Origin of the sequence: Pseudoxanthomonas sp. SGNA-20 (assembly GCF_003931635.1) — a bacterium.
In the GTDB taxonomy this organism is placed as follows: Bacteria; Pseudomonadota; Gammaproteobacteria; order Xanthomonadales; family Xanthomonadaceae; genus Pseudoxanthomonas.
The window spans coordinates 96,383-118,412 of sequence record NZ_RRYK01000004.1; the positions used below are offsets into that span (position 1 = coordinate 96,383).

Here is a 22,030-nt window from a genome sequence, read left to right on the forward strand (position 1 = left end):
CGGGAGCGGCGGCGTTGCCGCCGGTCAGCGGTTCTCGGGACGCGGGTCGGGGTCGGCCTGCGGGGTCACCGTGTTGTTGATGAGCACCGGGGCGTCGTTGCGCAGGCGCAGCAGGCCGCTGCTGACCACCACCTCGCCGGGCTCGAGGCCGTCGGTGATGCCGACCAGGTCGCCGCGGGTCGGGCCGGTGGTCACGAAGCGCTGCCTGACCACGTGCTGCGGTGCCTGCTGGCCTTCCTGGACCTCGGCGTTCTTCACCTCGTCCGGGGCATCGACCAGCACGTAGACCGAGTTGCCGTACGGGTTGAAGCTGACCGCGGTCTGCGGCACCACCACGACCTGGCGCGGCTGGCCGAGGTCGAAGCGCACCCGGGCGAAGGTGCCCGGGCGCAGCACCCCGTCCGGGTTGGCCAGGGTGGCGCGCACGCCGAAGTTGCGGGTGTTGGTCTCCACAGCCGGCTCCACCGCGGTGATCTCGGCCTCGAACGCCTGCTCGGGCAGGGCATCCACGCTCACCTGCACCTTGCTGCCGACCACCACCTGGTTCAGGCGCTGCTCGGGCAGGGTGAAGTCGACGTGGATCGGGTCCAGCGCCTGCAGGGCCACGATCGGGTCGCCCGGGTTCAGGTACTGGCCCAGGTTGATCCGGCGGATGCCCAGCACCCCGTCGAACGGCGCGCGGATGGTCTTCTGCGCGATCAGGGCGCGCTGCGCCTCGGCCTGGGCGTGGGTCTGGGCGGCGTCGGAGACGCGCTCGTCGACCTCGGCCTGCGACACCAGCTTCTGCGCCCCCAGCTCGCGCCAGCGGTCGCGCTGGGTGGCGGCCAGCTCGGCGGCCGCCTCCAGCGCGTTGAGCTGGGCCAGCTCGTTGGCGGTGTTCAGCTGCACCAGCAGGTCGCCCTTGCGCACCCGCTGGCCGGACTCGAAGGCGATGCGCTGGACCACGCCGCCGGCCTCGGTGGTGACCTGGGTGCCGTTGTCGGCGACCAGGGTGCCCACCGCCTCGGCGGTGTCGCTCCAGGTCTCGGCGCGCGCCTCGAAGGTGCTGACCTCCACCGGCGGCTGCGGCATGTTGTCGAAGAAGCTGTTGAGCGCGCGCTGCGACGCGAACCACAGCCCGAACACGCCGCCGAACACGACGACGAACAGGATCAGCATCAGGGGCATGCGGCGGCCGGTGGATGGCGGGCGCCCGGCGCGTTGCGGCTTGCTGGCACTCATGTGGGGTTCCATTGCTTCAGGTCGTACGGGGGACGGGTCGCGACGGGGCGGCCGCGCGGGCGGCCCCGGTCCTTGCGATGAGATGCGGCATTGCCGGCGCCACGGCGGGGGACGACGGCGGCAGGGAAAGCGCGATTCTGGCCGCAGGCCGGTTGCCGGCGCAACGGCTGCCGGGCCCGGCCGGATCCTGGGCCATAATCGGCCGCCCGTTCCAATGCCTTGCAGACTGCCGATGAGTGCACCCGCCTCGCCACGCCGCATCCTGTTCGCAAGCCTCATCGGTACGACGATCGAGTTCTTCGATTTCTACATCTACGCCACCGCCGCGGTGCTGGTGTTCCCGAAGCTGTTCTTCCCGGCCTCGGAGCCGACCGCGGCCACCCTGCAGTCGCTGGCGACCTTCGCCCTGGCCTTCCTGGCGCGGCCGCTGGGCTCGGCGGTGTTCGGCCACTACGGCGACCGCATCGGGCGCAAGGCGACCCTGGTGGCGGCGCTGCTGACCATGGGCATCTCCACCGTGGTGATCGGCCTGCTGCCGACCTATGCCCAGGTCGGGGTGCTGGCGCCGGCGTTGCTGGCGCTGTGCCGCTTCGGCCAGGGCCTGGGCCTGGGCGGCGAATGGGGCGGGGCGGTGCTGCTGGCCACCGAGAACGCGCCACCGGGCAAGCGTGCCTGGTACGGCATGTTCCCGCAGCTGGGCGCGCCGCTGGGCTTCCTGTGCTCGACCGGGGTGTTCCTGGGGCTGGCGCACTTCCTGGACGAGGGCCAGTTCATGGCCTGGGGCTGGCGCGTGCCGTTCCTGGCCAGCGCCGCGCTGGTGCTGGTGGGCCTGTGGGTACGGCTGCGCATCACCGAAACCCCGGCGTTCCGGAAGACCCTGGAGCGCGAGGAGCGCGAGCGCCTGCCGATGGCCACGGTGCTGCTGCGCCACCCCGGCACCCTGGTGGTGGGCACCCTGGCCCTGATGGCGACCTTCGTCCTGTTCTACCTGATGACGGTGTTCGCGCTGAGCTGGGGCACCTCCGGCCTGGGCTACGGGCGCGAGCAGTTCCTGCTGCTGCAGATGGCCGGCGTGCTGTGCTTCGCCGCGACCATCCCGCTGTCGGCGGTGTACGCCGACCGCTTCGGCCGGCGCCGGGCGATGATCCTGGCCACCGTCGGCATCATCCTGTTCGGCCTGCTGTTCAAGCCGCTGTTCGAGGCCGGCAGCGCCTGGCAGGTGTTGCTGTTCCTGTGCGTGGGCCTGGGGCTGATGGGACTGACCTACGGTCCCTGCGGCACCATCCTGGCCGAGATGTTCCCGACCCCGGTGCGCTACACCGGCGCTTCGCTGGCGTTCAACCTGGCCGGGATCCTGGGTGCGTCGCCGGCCCCGTACATCGCCACGCGGCTGGCTGCCAGCCACGGCATCGGCGCGGTCGGCGCCTACCTGGCCGGCATGGCCGCGCTGACCCTGCTGGCGCTGCTGCTGGTGCCGCGCCAGCCGGTGGACTGAGCGCGCCGGCGCTGCCCGCGCGCCGGCGCGCCCGGCTCAGTGGCGGGCGTGGCTGCTGTGGCCGTGGCGGTGGAACAGCCGGCCCATGGTCCGCGCCAGCCAGCCGCCTTCCTGGTGCTCGCGGGCGAAGCGGTTCAGGTGCCGGCGCACCTGCTCGGAGTAGGCCTTGTCGTCGTTGCGGATGTGGTTGAACAGCCAGCGCGAGAGCATCCCCTTCAGCTCGTCGACCACGTCCTCGCCGGCCTGGAAGCGCATGCGGTACTCGGCCACCCGCTTGGTGAACACCTCGTGCACCCGCTTGTGCGCGGCGCAGAACGGGTAGCCGGCTTCCTCCATCAGCTCCTCCTCGAAGGCGAAGTGGGAGAGGGTGTAGTCCACCAGTTCGTCCAGCACCTCGCCCACGGCCAGGGACGAGGCCCCGGTCTGCGCCTGGTGCAGCTGGTTGATCATCGACACGATGCGGCGATGCTGATCGTCGATCACCTCGATGCCGGTATCGAGGTCGTCCTGCCAGATCATCAGGGACATGCGGTCATGCACTCTCTGTGGATGGTGGGCGCAGGCTATGGGCGCGGCCGGCGGCCGGCCTTGATCGCGATCAAGCGCCCCCGCCGAACAGGCGCTTGAGCGCCGCGGCGATCCAGCCGCCACCGGCCTGGCTGCGCGCGAACTCGTCCAGGTAGCGCCGCACCTGCCCGGCGTAGGCCTTGTCGTCGTTGCGGATGTGGTTGAACAGCCACACCGAGAGCATGTCGCGCAGCTCGGCGATCACGTCCTCGCCGGCCTGGTGGCGCTCCTGGTAGCGCGCCACCCTGCGCGCGAACAGCTCGTGCACCCGGCGGTGGGCGTCGGCGAGCGGGTAGCCGGCCGCCTCCATCAGTTCTTCCTCGAAGGCGAAGTGCGATTGCGCGTAGTCGACCAGGTCGGCGAGCACCTCGCCGGCGCGCTGCGGCGTGCGTTCGGACAGCTGGTTGATCATCGCCAGGATGCGCCGGTGCTGCTGGTCGATGACATCGATGCCGGTGTCGAGTTCGTCCTGCCAGGTAATGGTCCGGGCCATGCTGCCTCCCCCCTGAGGCGACCGAATGGACCGGCGAAGGCTAGGGGCAGGGGCGCGCGGCGGACCTTGATCCTGATCAACCGCCGCGGATGGCTCAGCCGGCGTCGACCACCCGGTTGCGGCCGCCGGCCTTGGCCAGGTACAGGCGGCGGTCGGCCTCGGCCAGCAGGCTGTGCAGGGTGTCGCCGATGCGCGCGTTGCAGGCGCCGATGCTCACCGACAGGCGCAGCTCGCCGTGCTCCACCGGCAGGCGCAGGTCCTCCACCCGCAGCCGCAGGTCCTCGAGGTGGTCGTGCAGGGCCTGGCCTTCCAGGCCCGGCAGCAGCATGCAGAACTCCTCGCCGCCGAAGCGGGCGATGTGGTCCTGCGGCCGGGCATGGGCGGAGATCGCCGAGGCCACCGCGCGCAGGGCGCGGTCTCCGGTCTCGTGGCCCCAGGTGTCGTTGACGTGCTTGAAGTGGTCCAGGTCGAGCATGACCATCGCCAGCGGCTGGCGCACGTCGCGCATGCGCGGCACCAGGCGCTCGGCCTGGTCGAGGAAGTGGCGGCGGTTGGGCAGGCCGGTGAGGAAGTCGCGGGCGGCCAGGTCCTGCAGGCTGCCGATCAGCTCCAGCTGGTCCACGTTCTGCGAGACCCGGCAGAAGAACTCCTCGCGCGAGTACGGCTTGCGCAGGAAGTCGTTGGCGCCGTTCTTGAGGAAGCGCGCGACCAGGCCGGGGTCGTCGCGCCCGGACACGCCGATCACCGCCATGCGGTCGCGCGCGCGCAGGGCGCGCAGGCGGCGGGTCAGCTCGATGCCCTGCATGCCCGGCATCTCCTGGTCGACGATCGCCAGGCGGATGGTCGGGTCGGCCTCCACCGCGGCCAGGGCGCGGTCGCCGTCCGGCGCCTGCACCACGCGGTAGCCAAACAGTTCCAGCAGCAGGCCGGCATGGGCGCGGGCGCTGGGCGAGTCGTCCACCACCAGGGCCGAGATGCGGCGGTTGCGCTCCAGCCGCTGCACCAGCCAGACGATGTAGTCCAGGCTGCCGGGGGTGTTCTTGAGCACGAAGTCGATGATCTGCCGGCGCAGCAGGCGCTCGCGCAGCTCCTCGTCGTACACGCCGCTGACCACGACGGTGGGCAGCTCGCGGCCGAGGAAGCAGTCGACCACGGCCTCGTGGTCGCCATCGGCCAGGACCAGGCCGGTCAGCACCAGGAACCAGTCGTCGTGGGCGGCCAGCGCGGCGCGGGCCTCGGCCAGGGTCGAGGCCACCGTCACCGGCAGTTCCAGCTGCTGTTCGATCGCCTGGGCCACGGCCTGCACGAACGCACGCGAGTTCTCCACCAGCAGGACACGCTGTGGAAGCGAAGGCGAAGGCGGATTGGGCGCTATCGCGGGCATGCCCCGGCCATTGCACGGTTCGTCCCAGTGCTTAGCGGCCAGGCCGGGGCGGACTTTAGAGGTGCGTCACGTTTTTCCCGGGCCCGGGTCTCACCACAGCGCGTCGCGCAGCCGGTACCAGGCCATGGCCGCCACCAGCAGCGGCATGCGCAGCAGGCGGCCGCCGGGGAAGGGCGCGTGCGGGATCTTCGCGAATGCGTCCAGCCGCCGCGACTGCCCGGCGATGGCCTCGGCGATCAGCCGCCCGGCCAGGCCGGTGGTGGCCACGCCGTGGCCGGAGAAGCCCTGGGCGAAGTACACGTTGCTGCCCAGCCGGCCCCAGTGCGGGGCGCGGTTGAGCGAGATGTCCACGTAGCCGCCCCACAGGTACTCGATCGGCACCCCGGCCAGCTGCGGGAACACCTTGCGGATGCGCCGCCGCATCACCCCGCGCAGGTTCGGCGGCGGATAGCTGGAATAGCTGGCGCGCCCGCCGAACAGCAGGCGGTGGTCGCGGGACAGGCGGAAGTAGTCCAGCGCCCAGTTCACGTCGGCCACCGCCATGTCGTTGCGGATCAGGGCGCGCGCGCCGTCCTCGCCCAGCGGTGCGGTGGCGGCGATGTAGGTGCCCACCGGCATCACCCGGGATTCCAGCTGCGGGGCGATGCCCCGCAGCCAGGCGTTGCCGCACAGCACGGCGAAGTCGCCGCGGGCCTCGCCGCGGGCGGTGCGCAGCACCGGCTTCGGGCCCTGCACCAGCTGCACCACCGGCGAGCGCTCGTAGATGCGCACGCCGGCGGCCAGCGCGGCGCGGGCCAGGCCCAGGCAGTACTCCAGCGGGTGCAGGTGCCCGGAGGCGCGGTCGTACACCGCGCCGAGGTAACGGTCGCTGGCCAGCTCCTGGCGCAGGCGGGCGCGGTCCCACCACTCCAGCGGGTAGTCGTAGCGCTCGGCCATCTCCACCAGGCCGGCGCGCAGGTCGCGTTCCTGGCGCGGCTTGATCGGCACGTGGGCGTGGCCGTCGCGCCAGTCGCAGGCGATGCGGTGGCGGGCGATGCGCCCGCGCAGGCGCTCCATGGCCTCGCGCGACAGGTCGAACAGCAGCCGCGCCTCCTCCGGGCCCAGCAACCGCTCCAGGGTGGACTGCTCGCAGCCGTAGCCAACGATGGCCTGGCCGCCGTTGCGCCCGGAGGCGCCCCAGCCGACCCGCTGCGCTTCGACCACCACCACCTTGTAACCGGCCTCGGCCAGCTCCAGCGCCGCGGTCAGGCCGGTGTAGCCGGCGCCAAGGATGCACACGTCGGCCTCGACCACGCCTTCCAGCGCCGGCTGTTCCGGCAGGGGTGCGGCGCTGGCGGCGTACCAGCTGGGCGGGTAGGGCGCGTTCACCGGCGGCTCCGGGCGCGCATGGGCTCAGACCGTGCGCAGGTACCAGGCATAGTCGACGTCGCTGACCAGGGTGTTGAAATCCAGCATCTCGCGCCGCTTCTGCTGGCCGTAGACGTGCCGGAAGGATTCGCCGTACCAGTCGGCGGCGAAGCCGCTGGCGAGGAAGTCCTCGATCGCCTGGCGCCAGTGCGGCTGACCGGCCTCGAACTGCTCGTAGGCGTTGCCGACCACCGGCGGGCCCGGATCCTGGCGGGTTTCCAGCCCGTGCAGGATCCCGGCCAGCACCGCCGCGGCGACCAGGTAGGGATTGGCGTCGGCGCCGGCGATGCGGTGCTCGATGCGGGTGTTGGCCGGGTCGCTGTGCGGGATGCGCAGGGCCACGGTGCGGTTGTTGAAGCCCCAGCTGTCGTTGAGCGGGACGAAGGCGTTGGCGACGAAGCGGCGGTAGCTGTTGGCGTGCGGCGCGAACAGCAGCAGGTTGTCGCGCGCGCTGGCCTGCAGTCCGGCCACGGCGTGGCGCAGCGCATCGGCCGGCGCATCCGGGGTGCAGGCGAACACGTTGCGGCCCTCGCGATCCAGCAGGCTCACGTGCAGGTGCATGCCGCTGCCGGCCTGCCCGGCCAGCGGCTTGGCCATGAAGCTGGCCAGCGCGCCGTGCTGCTGGGCGATGGCCTTGATCACGCGCTTGAGCAGCACCGCGTCGTCGCAGGCGGCCAGGGCGTCGGCGCGGTGGCCGAGGTTGATCTCGAACTGGCCCGGCGCGTACTCGGCCACCGCGGTGTCGGCGGGGATGCCCTGGGCGCGGCAGGCGCTGGCCACGGCGTGGATGAAGTCGGCGTTCTCGTCCAGGTCGTCGATCGAGTAGACCTGGGTGCTGTCGTTGCGGCGCCCGCTGGCGGGGTTGGACGTGGGCTGCGGGCGGCCGTTGGCATCGGGCAGGCGGTCGAACAGGTAGAACTCCAGTTCCACCGCCAGCACCGGGGTCAGTCCGGCCGCGGCAAAGCGCTCCAGCACCCGCTGCAGGACCCGCCGCGGATGCGCCTCGAACCAGCCGCCGTTGCCGTCCTCCATCTGCAGCAGCAGCTGCAGCGCCGGCCGTGGCGACCACGGCACCGGGCGCAGGCTGCCGGGGATCGGGCGGCAGATCCGGTCCTCGTCGCCGATGTCGTAGCCCAGCCCGGTTTCCTCCACGGTGTTGCCGCGGATGTCGGCGGCCACCAGCGACATCGGCAGGCACACGCCATTGGCGTACACCTTGCCAAGCGCCGAGGCCGGGACCCGCTTGCCGCGCAGCACGCCGTTGGCGTCCGGCAGCAGCAGGTCGACATGGGCGTCGGCCGCGCCCTCCATGGCCTGCAGGGTGGCCAGGTCGGCGGCGGGGAGGGCAGGGGCGGACGGAGGGGGCATGACGGGACCTCGGCGGGACGGGACGAGGGTAACAGCGGTCCGGTCGTCAAGAATACTCAACGCCGCACCGGGTCCATGCACCGCCGTGGTGCGGGATGCGGGCCGGGCCGTGTTGTAAAAATAAAACGCCCGGGGTAAGTTGCCGGAACGCCATCGGACGCTGCTCGCATGGCCCTGACGCCGCTGGTCGGACTGCCCACCGACCGCAAACTGATCGGAGCGCACCCGTTCCTCGCCGCCGGCGAGAAGTACGTGCGCGCGGTGGTCGAAGGCGCCGGCGCGACCCCGGTCCTGATGCCCTCGCTGGATCCGCCGCTGGATCCGGATGCCTGGCTGTCGCGCCTGGACGGCCTGCTGCTGACCGGCGCGGTCAGCAACATCGAGCCGCACCACTACAGCGACGAGCCCAGCTGGGAAGGCAACCTGCACGACCCGGCCCGCGACGCCAGCACCCTGGCCCTGGCCCCGCGCGCGATTGCCATGGGCCTGCCGGTGCTGGCGATCTGCCGCGGCCTGCAGGAGGTCAACGTGGCCCTGGGCGGCCGCCTGCACCAGAAGGTGCACGAGGTGCCCGGCATGATGGACCACCGCGAGAACCTGGAGGACCCGCTGGACGTCCAGTACGGCCCCGCGCACGAGATCAGCCTCGCCCCGGGCGGGCTGCTGGCCTCGCTGGCCGGCGCCGGGCGGGTGCGGGTGAACTCGCTGCATGGGCAGGGCATCGCCCGGCTCGCCGACGGCCTGGTGGTGGAAGCCACCGCCCCGGACGGCCTGGTCGAGGCCTTCCGCGGCACCGGTCCCGGCTTCCTGCTGGGCGTGCAGTGGCATCCCGAGTGGCAGGTCGCGTCCAATCCCTTCTACCTGGCGATCTTCCGCGCGTTCGGCGATGCCTGCCGGGCCTGGGCCGGACGCCGCGCCGCCCCGCCGGCTCCCGAACGCATCCGGACAACCGCATGAGTACACGCAGACGCACCCGAAAACCCGAGGCCACCGCCGAGCAGCAGCAGGAGAACTCGCTGCGGCGCTGGCTCAAGGAGCGGCACATCACCGAGGTGGAGTGCCTGGTGCCGGACATCACCGGCAACGCGCGCGGCAAGATCATCCCGGCCGACAAGTTCAGCCACGACTACGGCACCCGCCTGCCGGAAGGCATCTTCGCCACCACCGTCACCGGCGACTACCCGGACGACTACTACGAACTGACCTCGCCCTCGGATTCGGACATGCTGCTGCGGCCGGATCCGGACACGGTGCGGATGGTGCCCTGGGCCACCGACCCGACCGCCCAGATCATCCACGACTGCTACACCAAGGACGGCCATCCGCACGAGCTGGCCCCGCGCAACGTGTTGCGCCGGGTGCTGGCCGAGTACGAGAAGGAAGGGCTGCAGCCGGTGGTCGCGCCGGAGCTGGAGTTCTTCCTGGTGCAGAAGAACACCGACCCGGACTTCCCGCTGCTGCCGCCGGCCGGCCGTTCCGGCCGCCCGGAGACGGCGCGGCAGTCGTACTCGATCGACGCGGTCAACGAGTTCGACCCGATCCTGGACCTGATGTACGACTACTGCGACGCGATGGAGCTGGACGTGGACACCCTGATCCACGAGTCCGGCGCGGCGCAGCTGGAGGTCAACTTCACCCACGCCGGCGCGCTGTCGCTGGCCGACCAGGTGTTCCTGTTCAAGCGCACCATGCGCGAGGCGGCGATGCGCCACGGCGTGTACGCCACCTTCCTGGCCAAGCCGATGGAGACCGAGCCGGGCAGCGCCATGCACATCCACCAGAGCCTGGTGGACCGCAGGGGCCGCAACGTGTTCACCGGGAAGAAACCCGGCGAGTTCAGCGAGGTGTTCGGCCACTACCTGGCCGGCCTGCAGAAGTACGTGCCGATGGCGATGGCGTTCTTCGCCCCGAACGTGAACTCCTACCGCCGGCTGATGTTCGGCGAGGTCTCGCCCAGCAACGTGCGCTGGGGCTACGACAACCGCACCTGCGGCCTGCGCGTGCCGATGGACACCCCGGAAAACCAGCGGGTGGAGAGCCGCTTCGCCGGCTCCGACGCCAATCCGTACCTGGCCATGGCCGCGACCCTGGCCTGCGGCCTGCTGGGCATCCGCGAAAAGCTCACCCCGACCGGGCCGACCGAGGTCAGCGCCAAGGAGCTGGGCTACGACCTGCCGCGCTCGCTGGGCGAGGCGCTGGACGAGCTGGAGACCTGTACCCCGCTGGCGACCCTGCTGGGGCCGCGCTTCGTGCGCGCCTACGTCTCGGTCAAGCGCAAGGAATACGAGACCTTCTTCCGCGTGATCAGCTCCTGGGAACGCGAGTTCCTGCTGCTGAACGTCTGACCCGCCGCGCGCCGCCGGCTGGCGCGTGGCCCGACAACCCGAGGAACCCCGCCGCATGGCCCCGATCGACCTGCCCGAACTGCAGCGCCTGGACGCCGCCCACCACCTGCACCCGTTCAACGACAACGCTGCCCTGGCCAAGCGCGGAACCCGGGTGCTGGTGCGCGGCGAGGGCTGCTACGTCTGGGACGCGGAGGGCAACAGGCTGCTGGACGCCTTCGCCGGCCTGTGGTGCGTGAACATCGGCTACGGCCGCAAGGAGCTGGGCCAGGCCGCGGCCCGGCAGATGGAGCAGCTGGCCTACTACAACAGCTTCTTCCAGTGCACCACCGAGCCGACCATCCGCCTGGCCGCGCAGCTGGCCGAGCTGGCCCCCGGGGACGTCAACCACGCCTTCTTCGTCAACTCCGGCTCGGAGGCCAACGACACCATCCTGCGCCTGGTGCGCCACTTCTGGGCGGTGCAGGACCAGCCGCAGAAGAACATCTTCATCGGCCGCCACAACGGCTACCACGGCACCACCGTGGCCGGCGCCAGCCTGGGCGGGATGAAGGGCATGCACGAGCAGGGCGGGCTGCCGATCCCGGACATCCACCACATCGACCCGCCGTTCTGGTTCGCCGATGGCGGCGACCTGTCGGAGGAGGAGTACGGCATCGCCGCCGCCCGCCGCCTGGAACAGAAGATCCTGGAGCTGGGGCCGGAGCGGGTGGCCGCCTTCATCGGCGAGCCGGTCATGGGCGCCATCGGCGTCTACATCCCGCCGATGAGCTACTGGAAGGAGGTCGAGCGGATCTGCCGCCAGTACGACGTGCTGCTGGTGGCCGACGAGGTGATCTGCGGCTTCGGCCGCACCGGGCAGTGGTTCGGCTGCCAGCATTTCGGCTTCCAGCCGGACGTGATGACCATCGCCAAGGGCATCACCTCCGGCTACATCCCGCTGGGCGCGGCCCTGTTCAACGACCGGGTGGCGGGGGTGCTCAAGGAGGCCGGCGGCGAGCTGGCCCATGGCGCGACCTATTCCGGCCACCCGGTGTGCGCCGCGGTGGCCCTGGAGAACCTGCGGATCATGCGCGACGAGCAAATCGTCGAGCGCGCCCGCGAGGAGGTCGCCCCCTACCTGGCCCAGCGCTGGGCCGAGCTGGGCCAGCACCGGCTGGTGGGCGAGGCCCGGATCGTGGGCTTCATGGGCGCCCTGGAGCTGGTCCCGGACAAGCGCCGGCGGGCGTTCTTCCCGGAGCGCGGCAAGGTCGGCGGCCTGTGCCGGGACATCGCCCTGCGCCACGGCCTGATCCTGCGCGCCACCCACGACTCCATGCTGCTGTCGCCGCCCCTGGTCCTGGACCGCGGGCAGGTCGACGAGCTGTTCGACAAGGCCTGGAAGGCCCTGGACGAGACCGCCGAGGCGATCGGCCGCTGAAAAGGGATGGGCAAAGCCCCCCGCCAGCGCTAACCTGAACCACCTGAACTCCCCTTCCTCCGAGGAACCTGCGATGAAGCTCCGCCTGCTCTCCCTGGGCATTGCCGCCACCCTGCTTGCCGCCTGTGGCGGCAAGGACGATGCCGCGCAGGGGCCGGGCGATGGCGGCGAGGAGAAGGTCCTCAACGTCTACAACTACTCCGACTACATCGCCGAGGAGACCATCCCCGGCTTCCAGGAGCAGACCGGCATCCGCGTCACCTACGACGTCTACGACAGCGACGAGGTGCTGGAGACCAAGCTGCTGGCCGGTTCCAGCGGCTACGACGTGGTGGTCCCGACCCTGAACTTCTTCGGCCGCCAGATCCAGGCCGGCGTGTTCATGAAGCTCGACAAGGGCAAGATCCCGAACCTGGCCAACATCGACCCGAAGATCCTGGAGCGCATCGCCGGCCAGGATCCGGGCAACGAGTACGGCGTGCCCTACATGATGGGCACCACCGGCATCGGCTACAACGTGGACAAGATCACCGAGATCTTCGGTTCCACCGAGGTCGCCAACAGCTGGGACATCGTGTTCAAGCCGGAGAACATCAGCAAGCTGAAGGACTGCGGCGTGACCCTGCTGGATACCCCGGCGGACATGCTCCCGATCGCGCTGCACTACCTGGGCGAGGACCCGCACAGCGGCGACCCGGAGAAGCTGCAGAAGGCGGCCGACCTGATCAAGTCGATCCGCCCGTACGTGCAGAACTTCCATTCCAGCCAGTACGTCAGCGCCCTGGCCAACGGCAGCATCTGCCTGGCGGTGGGCTGGTCGGGCGACATCATCCAGGCCCGCGACCGCGCCGAGGAGGCCGAGAACGGCGTCAACGTCGCCTACTCGATCCCGAAGGAAGGCGCCCCGCAGTGGTTCGACATGCTGGCCATCCCGGCCGATGCGAAGCACCCGCAGAACGCGCACGCGTTCATCAACTACCTGCTCGACCCGCAGGTGGCCGCCAACAACACCAATTACATCCATTACGCCAACCCGGTGAGCGCCGCGACCCCGCTGGTGGACGAGGAGATCCGCAACGATCCCACGATCTACCCGCCGGAGGAGGTGGCCGCGAAGATGTTCACCTACGCGATCAACTCGCCGGAGACGGACAGGCTGTACACGCGGCTCTGGACGGAGATCAAGCAGGGCAAGTAAGCCCTGCGGCCGGCGCCGCCCGCGGGGTGGCGCCCGGCCCGCGCATCCGTCGGAGGCCGCGGCCCTGGCCGGGCGGCAGCCGGAGCAATCCGGCCGCCGTCCGCCGCCATGGAGTCGGGGATCACCACAGGCCCTGCGGGGCAAAGGGGATGCGATGGGTACGTGCAAGTCTGGATTGCTGGGCTGTCTGGTAGTGGTGCTCGGGCTGGCCGGATGCGGCGGGTCCGGGGAGGAAGCCGGCGGGGACGGGGCCAGGCCCGCCGCGGCCGGGGTGGTGCACGTCTACAACTGGTCCGACTACATCGCCGAGGACACCATCCCCGGCTTCGAGCGCGAGACCGGGATCAAGGTCACCTACGGGATGTTCGACAGCAACGAGCTGCTGGAGGCCAAGCTGCTGGCCGGCGGCTCGGGCTTCGACGTGGTCGTGCCCTCGCTGCAGTTCCTCGGCCGGCAGATCCAGGCCGGGGTGTTCCAGCCGCTGGACAAGTCGCGGCTGGAGAACTACTCCGGGCTGGACCCGGCGCTGATGGAGCGCATCGCGATCCAGGACCCCGGCAACCAGTACGCCGTGCCCTACCTGTGGGGCACCACCGGCATCGGCTACAACGTCGACAAGGTGGTGGAGGCCTTCGGCAGCGCCGAGGTGGCCGACAGCTGGAGCCTGCTGTTCGACCCGGACAAGGTCTCGAAGCTGGCGCACTGCGGGGTGATGCTGCTGGACACGCCGAGCGAGGCGATCCCGGCGGCGCTGGCCTACCTGGGCGAGGACCCGAACAGCCACGACCCGGAGGTGATCCGCAAGGGCGCGGCGCTGCTGGCGAAGATCCGGCCCTACATCCGCACCTTCCACTCCAGCCAGTACATCGACGCCCTGGCCAACGGCAGCGCCTGCCTGGTGATGGGCTGGTCCGGCGACGTGCTGCAGGCCCGCGACCGCGCCGAGGAGGCCGGCAACGGGGTCAAGGTGGCCTACGCGATCCCGAAGGAGGGCGCGCCGCTGTTCTTCGACATGCTGGCCATCCCCAGGGACGCGAAGAACATCGACCAGGCCTACGCCTTCATCGACTACCTGCTGCGCCCGGACGTGGCCGCCAGCAACACCAACTACGTCAGCTTTCCCAACCCGGTGCCGGCCTCGCTGGAGCAGGTGGACGAGGAAATCCGCAACGACCCGACCATCTACCCGCCGCCGGAAGTGGCCGGGAAGCTGTTCATGCTGGCGGTGGTGCCGCCGGAAGTGGACCGCCTGTACACCCGGATCTGGACCGAACTGAAGAGCGGCCGCTAGGCTGCACGCAACCGCAGGTGCGGGCCGCCGCGGCGGCCCGCCCCCATGCCTGCCAATGGAGTAAACATGGCGTCAAGCCCCGAACGCGCTAACCCGACTCCCGCCCCCGGTGGCGACCCGGCCGGGTACCTGCGCATCGAGAACGTGCGCAAGGAATTCGACGGCTTCGTCGCCGTGGACGACGTCAGCCTGGAGATCCGCAAGGGCGAGATCTTCGCCCTGCTGGGCGGCTCGGGCAGCGGCAAGTCCACCCTGCTGCGCTGCCTGGCCGGGTTCGAGCGGCCGACCCGCGGCCGCATCGTGCTGGACGGGGAGGTCATGAACGACCTGCCGCCGTACGAGCGGCCGATCAACATGATGTTCCAGTCCTACGCCCTGTTCCCGCACATGACCGTGGAGCAGAACATCGCCTTCGGCCTCAAGCAGGACGGCCTGTCGCGCGACGCCATCCGCAAGCGGGTGGGGGAGATGCTGGAGCTGGTGCAGCTGGGCAAGCTGGCCAAGCGCAAGCCGCACCAGCTGTCCGGCGGCCAGCAGCAGCGCGTGGCCCTGGCCCGCTCGCTGGCCAAGGGGCCGAAGCTGCTGCTGCTGGACGAGCCGATGGGCGCGCTGGACAAGAAGCTGCGCTCGCGCATGCAGCTGGAGCTGGTCAACATCATCGAGTCCTCCGGGGTGACCTGCGTGATGGTCACCCACGACCAGGAGGAGGCGATGACCATGGCCAGCCGCATCGCGCTGATGGACCAGGGCTGGATCCAGCAGGTCGGCAAGCCGGACGAGATCTACGAGCAGCCGGCCAACCGCTTCGCCGCCGAATTCATCGGCTCGGTCAACCTGGTGGACGCGGTGATCGACGACGACCAGCCGGACTACGTCACCCTGCGCACCCCGGCGTTCGATGCCCCGATCTACATCGGCCACGGCATCACCGGCTTCGAGGGCCAGCCGGTGTCGTTCGCGCTGCGCCCGGAGAAGCTGGGCATCGGCAAGTCCGAGCCGGACCAGCAGTACAACAAGGCCCGCGGCATCATCGAGGACATCGCCTACTTCGGCAGCCACTCGGTGTTCCACGTGCGCCTGCCCAGCGGCTCCAAGCTGCTGGTCAACTTCGCCAACCAGCAGCGCTGGGCCAGCGACGACCTGACCTGGAACGACGAGGTCTGGGTGTGGTGGCGCGACAGCGACGGCGTGGTGCTGCTGTCATGAACATGCGCGCGCTGGCCAGGTACCTGCCCTCGGGGCGGTGGGCGGTGATCGCCATCCCCTTCCTGTGGCTGCTGTTCTTCTTCGCGATCCCGTTCCTGATCGTGCTGAAGATCTCCTTCTCGCGGCTGGCCATCGCCATGCCGCCGTACACGCCCATCGTGGAGGTGGTGGACAAGGCGCTGCACCTGCGCCTGAACCTGGGCAACTACGCGGCGCTGTTCACCGACCCGCAGTACGGCCTGGCCTACCTCAGCTCGATCAGGATTGCGGTGGTCTCCACCGTGCTGTGCCTGCTGATCGGCTACCCGATGGCCTACTTCATCGCGCGGATGAAGCCGGCCACCCGCAACATCGCGCTGATGGCGGTGGTGCTGCCGTCGTGGACCTCGTTCCTGATCCGGGTCTACGCCTGGATCGGCATCCTCGACGCCAACGGCATCCTCAACCGCTTCCTGCTGTGGACCGGGCTGGTCGACGCGCCGCTGCGCATCCTCTACACCCCGCTGGCGGCCTACATCGGCATCGTCTACTGCTACCTGCCGTTCATGATCCTGCCGCTGTACGCCAACCTGGTGAAGCTCGACCACCGCCTGCTGGAGGCCGCCTACGACCTCGGTGCGCGGCCGTGGAAGGCGTTCGTGCGCATCACCCTGCCGCTGTCGCGCTCGGGCATCATCGCCGGCTGCATGCTGGTGATGATCCCGACCGTGGGCGAGTTCGTGATCCCGGAGATGCTCGGCGGCCCGGACACGCTGATGATCGGCCGGGTGCTGTGGGGCGAGTTCTTCAACAACCGCGACTGGCCGGCGGCCTCGGCGGTGGCGATCGTGATGCTGCTCCTGCTGCTGGTGCCGATCCTGGTCTTCAACCGCTCCCAGCAGCGCACCCTGGAGGGCCGGCTGGCATGAACGACTCCCTGGGCCTGCGCATGCTGCGCTGGGCGGTGCTCGTGCTGGGCTTCGCCTTCCTGTACCTGCCGATCGTGCTGCTGGTGGTGTACTCCTTCAATTCCTCGCGCCTGGCCACGGTCTGGGCCGGGTTCTCGGTGAAGTGGTACGGCGAGCTGATGCGCGACCGGCAGATGCTGGACGCGGCCTGGGTCAGCCTGCGCATCGCGTTCTGGACCGCGACCGCGGCCACCGTGATCGGCACCCTCGGCGCGATGGTGATGACCCGGTTCCGCCGCTTCCCCGGCAAGACCCTGTTCGGCGCCCTGGTCACCGCGCCGCTGGTGATGCCGGAGGTGATCATCGGCCTGTCGATCCTGCTGATGCTGGTCTCGGTGGGCGGTGCGCTGGGCCTGCCGTCCAAGGGCATGGTCGCGATCTGGATCGCGCACGTGACCCTGACCGTGTCCTTCGTGACCGTGGTGGTGTCCTCGCGCCTGCAGGAGCTGGACCGCTCGCTGGAGGAGGCGGCCATGGACCTGGGCGCCAACCGGCTGAAGGTGTTCTTCCTGATCACCCTGCCGATCATCGCCCCGGCCCTGGTCTCCGGCTGGCTGCTGGCCTTCACCCTGTCGCTGGACGACGTGGTGATCGCCAGCTTCGTCTCCGGCCCGGAATCGACCACCCTGCCGATCAAGATCTTCTCCTCGGTGCGGCTGGGCGTGAGTCCCAAGATCAACGCCCTGGCCACCCTGCTGATGATGGCCGTGTCGCTGGCGGCGGTGGTCGGCTGGTGGCTGATGTACCGCGAGGACAAGCGGCGCCAGCGCGACATGCAGCTGGCGCTGCAGGACAATGGCTGAAACGACGGCGGGTCTTTTTCTGTAATCGTTCCACTTTCGCAACGGTTCTTCGCCGCAGGCCCGGTTTCGGGCCGCGGCCGCGGGCCCCATGCTCCCGTGCAATCCAACCCGGAGAACACCATGAGCATCCATCCGCAGGTCGAATCCGTCCGCGTGCTGCGCAAGGTCCGTGGCCTGCCTACTTCCGACGGTGCCGGCGTGCGCCTGACCCGCGTCATCGGCGGCCCGGAGCTGCCGGACCTGGACCCGTTCCTGCTGCTGGACGAGTTCGGCACCGACCGGGCCGAGGACTACATCGCCGGCTTCCCGGACCATCCGCACCGCGGCTTCGAGACCGTCACCTACATGCTTGACGGGCGCATGCGCCACCGTGACAACCACGGCAACCAAGGCCTGCTGACCTCCGGCGGCGTGCAGTGGATGACCGCCGGCCGCGGCCTGGTGCATTCGGAGATGCCCGAGCAGGAGTCCGGGCGCATGCGCGGCTTCCAGCTGTGGGTGAACCTGCCGGCGCGCGAGAAGATGACCGATCCGCGCTACCAGGAATTCGGCGCCGAGCGCATTCCGGTGGCGCATCCGGCCGCGGGCGTGGAGGTCAGGGTGATCGCCGGCCGGGCCGGCGGCGTCGAAGGCCCGATCCGGCAGCCGGCCACCGATCCCCTGTACCTGGACATCATCCTGGCTGCCGGCAGCGCGTGGGAATGCGAACTGGCCGCGGGCCATAACGCCTTCGCCTACGTGTTCGAAGGACAGGCCACGGTGGGCGAGGGCGGGGACGCACGCCTGCTGGAAACCAGCGAGCTGGGCGTGCTCGGCGGCGGCACCCGCCTGGTGCTGCGCGCCGGCGCGACGCCGGCGCGGCTGATCCTGGTCGCCGGCCGCCCGCTGCGCGAACCGGTGGCCCGCTACGGCCCGTTCGTGATGAACACCCGCCAGGAGCTGATGCAGGCCTTCGTCGACTTCCAGGAAGGGCGCTTCTAGCCGCGGGTGCAGGCCTGGCGCCGGCCGCGGCCGGCGCCAGGGACGGCTCAGTGCAGGTAAAGCTGCTGCGCCAGGTTCATCGCCCGCCGCAGCTGGTCCGGGTCGTTGGCGTCCAGCCAGATCTGGGCGTAGCGGTCCTCATCCAGCTCGACCACGGTGATCCGCTTCTCGGCCGCGCCGGCCTCGGCGATCTCGGGGCGGTACCACACCACCACGTGCTGGCCGACCCAGCCTTCCTCGACCCGGTTGCGGCGGCGCAGCTTCAGCGGCTCGCTGTCGGTGAACATCACCCCCAGCAGCTGGGTGCCGTCCTGGTCGATGGCGCGGCAGACCTTGTAGCTCTTCCCCGCGGTTTCCTCCCACTGCACGCCGGCGCCTTGCGGCAGCGTCGGGCAATCGGCTGCGACGGCGTTGGAGGCGAAGGCCAGGCCCAGCAGCAGGCCGGGCAGAATCAACGTCTTTTGCATTGAAAGCGTCCCCAAGGTGGCCGCAGGCGCGGCCCATGATCCCCAACCGGCCGCACGGGCACGCCGGACGGCGGCCCGCTGGCGCGAAGGCGCCATGCGGCCAGCAACTTGTTCCCCCCCTTGTCGCCGCGGGCGGATGCCGCGCCGACGCTCCCGCTGCCGACCTTAACGTGCAGCAGCGAGGCGATGCAAACGCACTAGAAGTTGCGCTGGAAATCGAAACGGTGGCGCCGCCCGCCGGCCAGTACCTCGACGTCGACGCGGACCACGTCGTGTGCGGCGATGTCGACCAGGCCGATGTGGTCGACGTAGCCGCCGCTGCGCAGTTCGCGCATCGCCACCTGCTGCACGCGGCCGGACAGGTCGCGCGCCTGCGCGCGCACCTGGCCGGCGGCCGGGCGTTCGTCGCCGTCGCCATCGTCGTGGCGCAGGGCCACCAGCAGCAGCGCCTTGCCCGGCGTGCGTTCGATGCCGTAGCCGCGCGCCATGGCCGGGTCCAGCGCCAGGGTTGGCAGCAGGGTGTAGCGGGCCAGCAGCGGTCCATCCAGCTCCGCCACCGCCGGCGCCGGCGGCACGAACTGCGCCGGCTGCGGCGCCTCGCCGCCGCAGCCGGCCAGCAGCGGCAGCAGGGCGGCGAGCAGCCAGCTCTTCCTCGCGCGTGCGTGCATCTCAGCCTCCCGCCAGTTCCGCGCCGCGCACCCGCGCCGCATGGATCGCGCGCGCGACCAGGGCCTCGAAGCCGTCGGCCTGGAAGCGTTCGATCGCCGCCTGGGTGGTGCCGCCGGGCGAGGTCACGCGCCGGCGCAGTTCATCGGCAGGCTCGCCGGTCTCGGCCAGCATGCGCGCCGCGCCGAGCAGGGTGTGCACGACCAGGGTGCGCGCCTGCTCCGGGTCCAGGCCCTCGCCGCGCGCCGCCGCCTGCATCGCCTCGGCCAGCAGGAACACGTAGGCCGGGCCGCTGCCGGACACCGCGGTCACCGCGTCCATCAGCGTTTCCTCGCCGATCCACACCGTGGCGCCGGCGGCGGCCAGCACCGCCTCGGCCTGCGCGCGCCGGCGCGCGTCCACGCCGGGGCCGGCGTACAGGCCGGTGACACCGGCGCCAAGCAGGGCAGGGGTGTTGGGCATGCAGCGCACGACCGCGGCATCGCCGCCGAGCCATTCGCGCAGCCGGTCCACGGTGATGCCCGCGGCGATGGAGACCACCAGCGGGCTGGCCGCGGCCGCGGTCGCGGCCAGCGGTGCGCATGCCGCGCGCATGACCTGCGGCTTGACCGCCAGCAGCCACAGCCCGGCGCCTTGCACCGCCGCGGACGCCTCGGCGAACGCCTGCACCCCGAAGTCCGCGGCCAGCGCCTCGCGCAGGGCCGGCACCGGCTCGGCCACGCGGATCCGCGCCGGATCGGCGCCGCGCGCGACCAGGCCGCCGATCAGGCTGCGGGCCATGTTGCCGCCGCCGATGAAGGCGATGGTGGGAAGCTCGGTCGGATCGGGGATGGAGGACATCGACGCCACCTGCGATGGGAAAAGCCGCAGTCTAGCGCCAGCGCGCGGCGCCTCAGCGCGGCGGGCGCGGCCCGAACAGGGCGGTGCCGATGCGCACCAGGGTGGCGCCCTCGGCGATGGCCACGGCGAAGTCGTCGCTCATGCCCATCGACAGCGTGTCCACGGCCGGGTGGCGCGCGGCCAGCTCGTCGAACAGCTGCTTCATCGCGCGGAAGGCGGGGCGGCGGTCCTCAGGGTCCGGGTGCGGCACCGGGATCGCCATCAGTCCGCGCAGTGCCAGGCGCGGCTGCGCGGCCACCGCCGCGGCCAGCGCCGCCACCTCGTCCGGGCGGCAGCCGGCCTTGCCGGCCTCGCCTTCGACGTTGACCTGCAGCAGCACGTTCAGCGGCGGCGCGTCCGGGTTGCGCCTGGCGGCCAGGGCGTCGACCACGCTGCGGCGGTCGATGCTGTGCACCCAGTGGAAGGTGCGCGCGGCCAGCGCCGCCTTGTTCGACTGCAGGTGCCCGATCAGGTGCCACTCCAGGGGGGCGTCCAGCGCCGGATCCAGGGCCTGGCGCTTGGCCGCGCCCTCCTGCACGTAGTTCTCGCCGAACGCCAGCTGCCCGGCAGCGGCCAGGGCGGCGACCGCCTCGGCCGGTTGCAGCTTGGACACCGCCAGCAGGCGCGGCCGCGGGCGGCCGGCGGCCCGGGCCGCGGCGTCGATGCGCGCGAGGACCTGCTGCAGGCGTTCGGAAGGGGCGGGCTGGGACACGGTCGGCAACGGGATTGGCAGGGGGGAATGGGGCGCTATACTGCCGCCAAGGGGACATCGCACGCCAGCCCGCCAAGGGGCCGGGCGGCCGGGGAATTCTGGGGAAAACTCACGCAATGGATATCGCCGAACTGCTGGCCTTCTCGGTCAAGAACAAGGCTTCGGACCTGCACCTGTCCGCCGGCCTGCCGCCGATGATCCGCGTGGATGGCGACGTCCGCCGGATCAACATTCCCGCCCTGGACCACAAGCAGGTCCACGCGCTGGTGTACGACATCATGTCGGACAAGCAGCGCCGGGACTACGAGGAGTTCCTCGAGGTCGACTTCTCGTTCGAGATCCCGTCGCTGGCCCGCTTCCGCGTCAACGCGTTCAACCAGAACCGCGGCGCCGGCGCGGTGTTCCGCACCATTCCCTCCGAGGTCCTGACCCTGGAGGACCTGGGCTGCCCGCCGGTGTTCCGCCAGCTGATCAACCAGCCGCAGGGCCTGATCCTGGTCACCGGCCCGACCGGCTCGGGCAAGTCGACCACGCTGGCGGCGATGATCGACCACATCAACAAGAACGAGTACGGGCACATCCTCACCGTCGAGGATCCGATCGAGTTCGTCCACACCTCGCAGAAGTGCCTGATCAACCAGCGCGAGGTGCACCGCGACACCCACGGCTTCAACGAGGCCCTGCGCTCGGCGCTGCGCGAGGACCCGGACTACATCCTGGTCGGCGAAATGCGCGACCTGGAGACCATCCGCCTGGCGCTGACCGCCGCGGAGACCGGCCACCTGGTGTTCGGCACCCTGCACACCAGCTCGGCGGCCAAGACCATCGACCGCATCATCGACGTGTTCCCCGCCGGCGAGAAGCCGATGGTGCGTTCGATGCTGTCCGAGTCGCTGCGCGCGGTGATCTCGCAGGCGCTGCTGAAGAAGGTCGGCGGCGGCCGCACCGCGGCCTGGGAGATCATGGTCGGCACCCCGGCCATCCGCAACCTGATCCGCGAGGACAAGGTCGCGCAGATGTACTCGGCGATCCAGACCGGCCAGCAGTACGGAATGATGACCCTCGACCAGCACCTGCAGGACCTGGTCAAGCGGGGCCTGGTCACCCGCCAGCAGGCGCGCGAGTACGCCAAGGACAAGCGGCTGTTCGAGTGACCGGAAAGGCGCGCGATTGGCGATTT

Annotated in this window: 21 protein-coding genes; 11 read left to right on the forward strand and 10 right to left on the reverse strand. The window is 70.7% G+C overall.

The features are described from left to right. Nucleotides 1-24: 24 nt before the first annotated feature. On the reverse strand, nucleotides 25-1,221 hold the full coding sequence (locus tag EIM48_RS09220) for an efflux RND transporter periplasmic adaptor subunit (protein WP_125111515.1): 1,197 nt from the start codon (nucleotides 1,219-1,221) through the stop codon (nucleotides 25-27). Between the two features lie 232 nt (nucleotides 1,222-1,453). On the opposite strand from EIM48_RS09220, the gene EIM48_RS09225 reads away from it, so the two are divergent. After that, nucleotides 1,454-2,716 carry an MFS transporter gene (locus EIM48_RS09225; RefSeq protein ID WP_125076127.1) on the forward strand — a complete coding sequence of 421 codons (1,263 nt, stop codon included), beginning with the start codon at nucleotides 1,454-1,456 and terminating at the stop codon, nucleotides 2,714-2,716. Nucleotides 2,717-2,752: 36 nt separating this feature from the next. On the opposite strand, the gene EIM48_RS09230 is transcribed toward EIM48_RS09225, so the two are convergent. The 5 genes from EIM48_RS09230 to EIM48_RS09250 all read right to left on the reverse strand — a co-directional run bounded on the left by EIM48_RS09230 (nucleotide 2,753) and on the right by EIM48_RS09250 (nucleotide 7,935). Next, nucleotides 2,753-3,244 carry a bacteriohemerythrin gene (locus EIM48_RS09230; RefSeq protein WP_019399667.1) on the reverse strand — a complete coding sequence of 164 codons (492 nt, stop codon included), beginning with the start codon at nucleotides 3,242-3,244 and terminating at the stop codon, nucleotides 2,753-2,755. Nucleotides 3,245-3,314: 70 nt separating this feature from the next. After that, nucleotides 3,315-3,776: a bacteriohemerythrin gene (locus tag EIM48_RS09235; protein ID WP_125076128.1), complete on the reverse strand. Its 462-nt coding sequence runs from the start codon at nucleotides 3,774-3,776 to the stop codon at nucleotides 3,315-3,317. 94 nt (nucleotides 3,777-3,870) lie between these two features. Continuing rightward, a complete protein-coding gene (locus EIM48_RS09240) occupies nucleotides 3,871-5,160 on the reverse strand; it encodes a diguanylate cyclase (protein WP_125076129.1) in 1,290 nt (429 codons plus the stop codon). Between the two features lie 90 nt (nucleotides 5,161-5,250). Next, nucleotides 5,251-6,528: an FAD-binding oxidoreductase gene (locus EIM48_RS09245; protein WP_125076130.1), complete on the reverse strand. Its 1,278-nt coding sequence runs from the start codon at nucleotides 6,526-6,528 to the stop codon at nucleotides 5,251-5,253. 24 nt (nucleotides 6,529-6,552) lie between these two features. Further along, nucleotides 6,553-7,935: a glutamine synthetase family protein gene (locus EIM48_RS09250; protein WP_125111516.1), complete on the reverse strand. Its 1,383-nt coding sequence runs from the start codon at nucleotides 7,933-7,935 to the stop codon at nucleotides 6,553-6,555. A gap of 168 nt (nucleotides 7,936-8,103) precedes the next feature. Here EIM48_RS09250 and EIM48_RS09255 point away from each other — a divergent pair, with 168 nt between their 5' ends. The 9 genes from EIM48_RS09255 (at nucleotide 8,104) to EIM48_RS09295 (ending at nucleotide 18,126) form a co-directional block, all read left to right on the forward strand. Beyond that, nucleotides 8,104-8,892 carry a gamma-glutamyl-gamma-aminobutyrate hydrolase family protein gene (locus EIM48_RS09255; protein WP_028914844.1) on the forward strand — a complete coding sequence of 263 codons (789 nt, stop codon included), beginning with the start codon at nucleotides 8,104-8,106 and terminating at the stop codon, nucleotides 8,890-8,892. After that, nucleotides 8,889-10,280 carry a glutamine synthetase family protein gene (locus EIM48_RS09260; RefSeq protein WP_125076132.1) on the forward strand — a complete coding sequence of 464 codons (1,392 nt, stop codon included), beginning with the start codon at nucleotides 8,889-8,891 and terminating at the stop codon, nucleotides 10,278-10,280. Before EIM48_RS09255 ends, EIM48_RS09260 begins: the two co-directional genes overlap by 4 nt. A 55-nt stretch (nucleotides 10,281-10,335) precedes the next feature. Continuing rightward, entirely contained in the window at nucleotides 10,336-11,700 is a 1,365-nt protein-coding gene (locus EIM48_RS09265; protein ID WP_125111517.1) for an aspartate aminotransferase family protein, read from the forward strand. Between the two features lie 73 nt (nucleotides 11,701-11,773). After that, nucleotides 11,774-12,898 (forward strand): polyamine ABC transporter substrate-binding protein, encoded by a 1,125-nt coding sequence (locus tag EIM48_RS09270; RefSeq protein ID WP_028914842.1) that lies wholly within the window; start codon nucleotides 11,774-11,776, stop codon nucleotides 12,896-12,898. 154 nt (nucleotides 12,899-13,052) lie between these two features. Then, nucleotides 13,053-14,189: a polyamine ABC transporter substrate-binding protein gene (locus EIM48_RS09275; protein WP_037034499.1), complete on the forward strand. Its 1,137-nt coding sequence runs from the start codon at nucleotides 13,053-13,055 to the stop codon at nucleotides 14,187-14,189. Between the two features lie 66 nt (nucleotides 14,190-14,255). Continuing rightward, on the forward strand, nucleotides 14,256-15,395 hold the full coding sequence (gene potA, locus EIM48_RS09280; RefSeq protein WP_026010722.1) for a polyamine ABC transporter ATP-binding protein: 1,140 nt from the start codon (nucleotides 14,256-14,258) through the stop codon (nucleotides 15,393-15,395). A 2-nt stretch (nucleotides 15,396-15,397) separates the two neighbouring features. Next, nucleotides 15,398-16,303, forward strand: a complete 906-nt coding sequence (locus EIM48_RS09285; protein WP_125076327.1) for an ABC transporter permease subunit — start codon at nucleotides 15,398-15,400, stop codon at nucleotides 16,301-16,303. After that, a complete protein-coding gene (locus tag EIM48_RS09290; protein ID WP_125111518.1) occupies nucleotides 16,300-17,145 on the forward strand; it encodes an ABC transporter permease subunit in 846 nt (281 codons plus the stop codon). Before EIM48_RS09285 ends, EIM48_RS09290 begins: the two co-directional genes overlap by 4 nt. A 120-nt stretch (nucleotides 17,146-17,265) precedes the next feature. Next, the gene (locus tag EIM48_RS09295) at nucleotides 17,266-18,126 is read left to right on the forward strand and encodes a pirin family protein (RefSeq protein WP_125111519.1); all 861 of its coding nucleotides are present in this window, start codon (nucleotides 17,266-17,268) and stop codon (nucleotides 18,124-18,126) included. 47 nt (nucleotides 18,127-18,173) lie between these two features. Here the strand turns inward: EIM48_RS09295 and EIM48_RS09300 are convergent, their stop codons facing one another. The 4 genes from EIM48_RS09300 to EIM48_RS09315 form a co-directional block, all read right to left on the reverse strand. Next, nucleotides 18,174-18,581 (reverse strand): hypothetical protein, encoded by a 408-nt coding sequence (locus EIM48_RS09300; protein WP_125111520.1) that lies wholly within the window; start codon nucleotides 18,579-18,581, stop codon nucleotides 18,174-18,176. 209 nt (nucleotides 18,582-18,790) lie between these two features. Then, nucleotides 18,791-19,261: a DUF4426 domain-containing protein gene (locus EIM48_RS09305; RefSeq protein ID WP_233581666.1), complete on the reverse strand. Its 471-nt coding sequence runs from the start codon at nucleotides 19,259-19,261 to the stop codon at nucleotides 18,791-18,793. Nucleotide 19,262: 1 nt separating this feature from the next. Continuing rightward, on the reverse strand, nucleotides 19,263-20,099 hold the full coding sequence (gene proC, locus EIM48_RS09310; protein ID WP_028914836.1) for a pyrroline-5-carboxylate reductase: 837 nt from the start codon (nucleotides 20,097-20,099) through the stop codon (nucleotides 19,263-19,265). A gap of 52 nt (nucleotides 20,100-20,151) precedes the next feature. Next, nucleotides 20,152-20,859 (reverse strand): YggS family pyridoxal phosphate-dependent enzyme, encoded by a 708-nt coding sequence (locus EIM48_RS09315; RefSeq protein WP_084220805.1) that lies wholly within the window; start codon nucleotides 20,857-20,859, stop codon nucleotides 20,152-20,154. Nucleotides 20,860-20,966: 107 nt separating this feature from the next. On the opposite strand from EIM48_RS09315, the gene EIM48_RS09320 reads away from it, so the two are divergent. Further along, nucleotides 20,967-22,004: a type IV pilus twitching motility protein PilT gene (locus EIM48_RS09320; RefSeq protein WP_019399613.1), complete on the forward strand. Its 1,038-nt coding sequence runs from the start codon at nucleotides 20,967-20,969 to the stop codon at nucleotides 22,002-22,004. Nucleotides 22,005-22,030 lie beyond the last annotated feature (26 nt).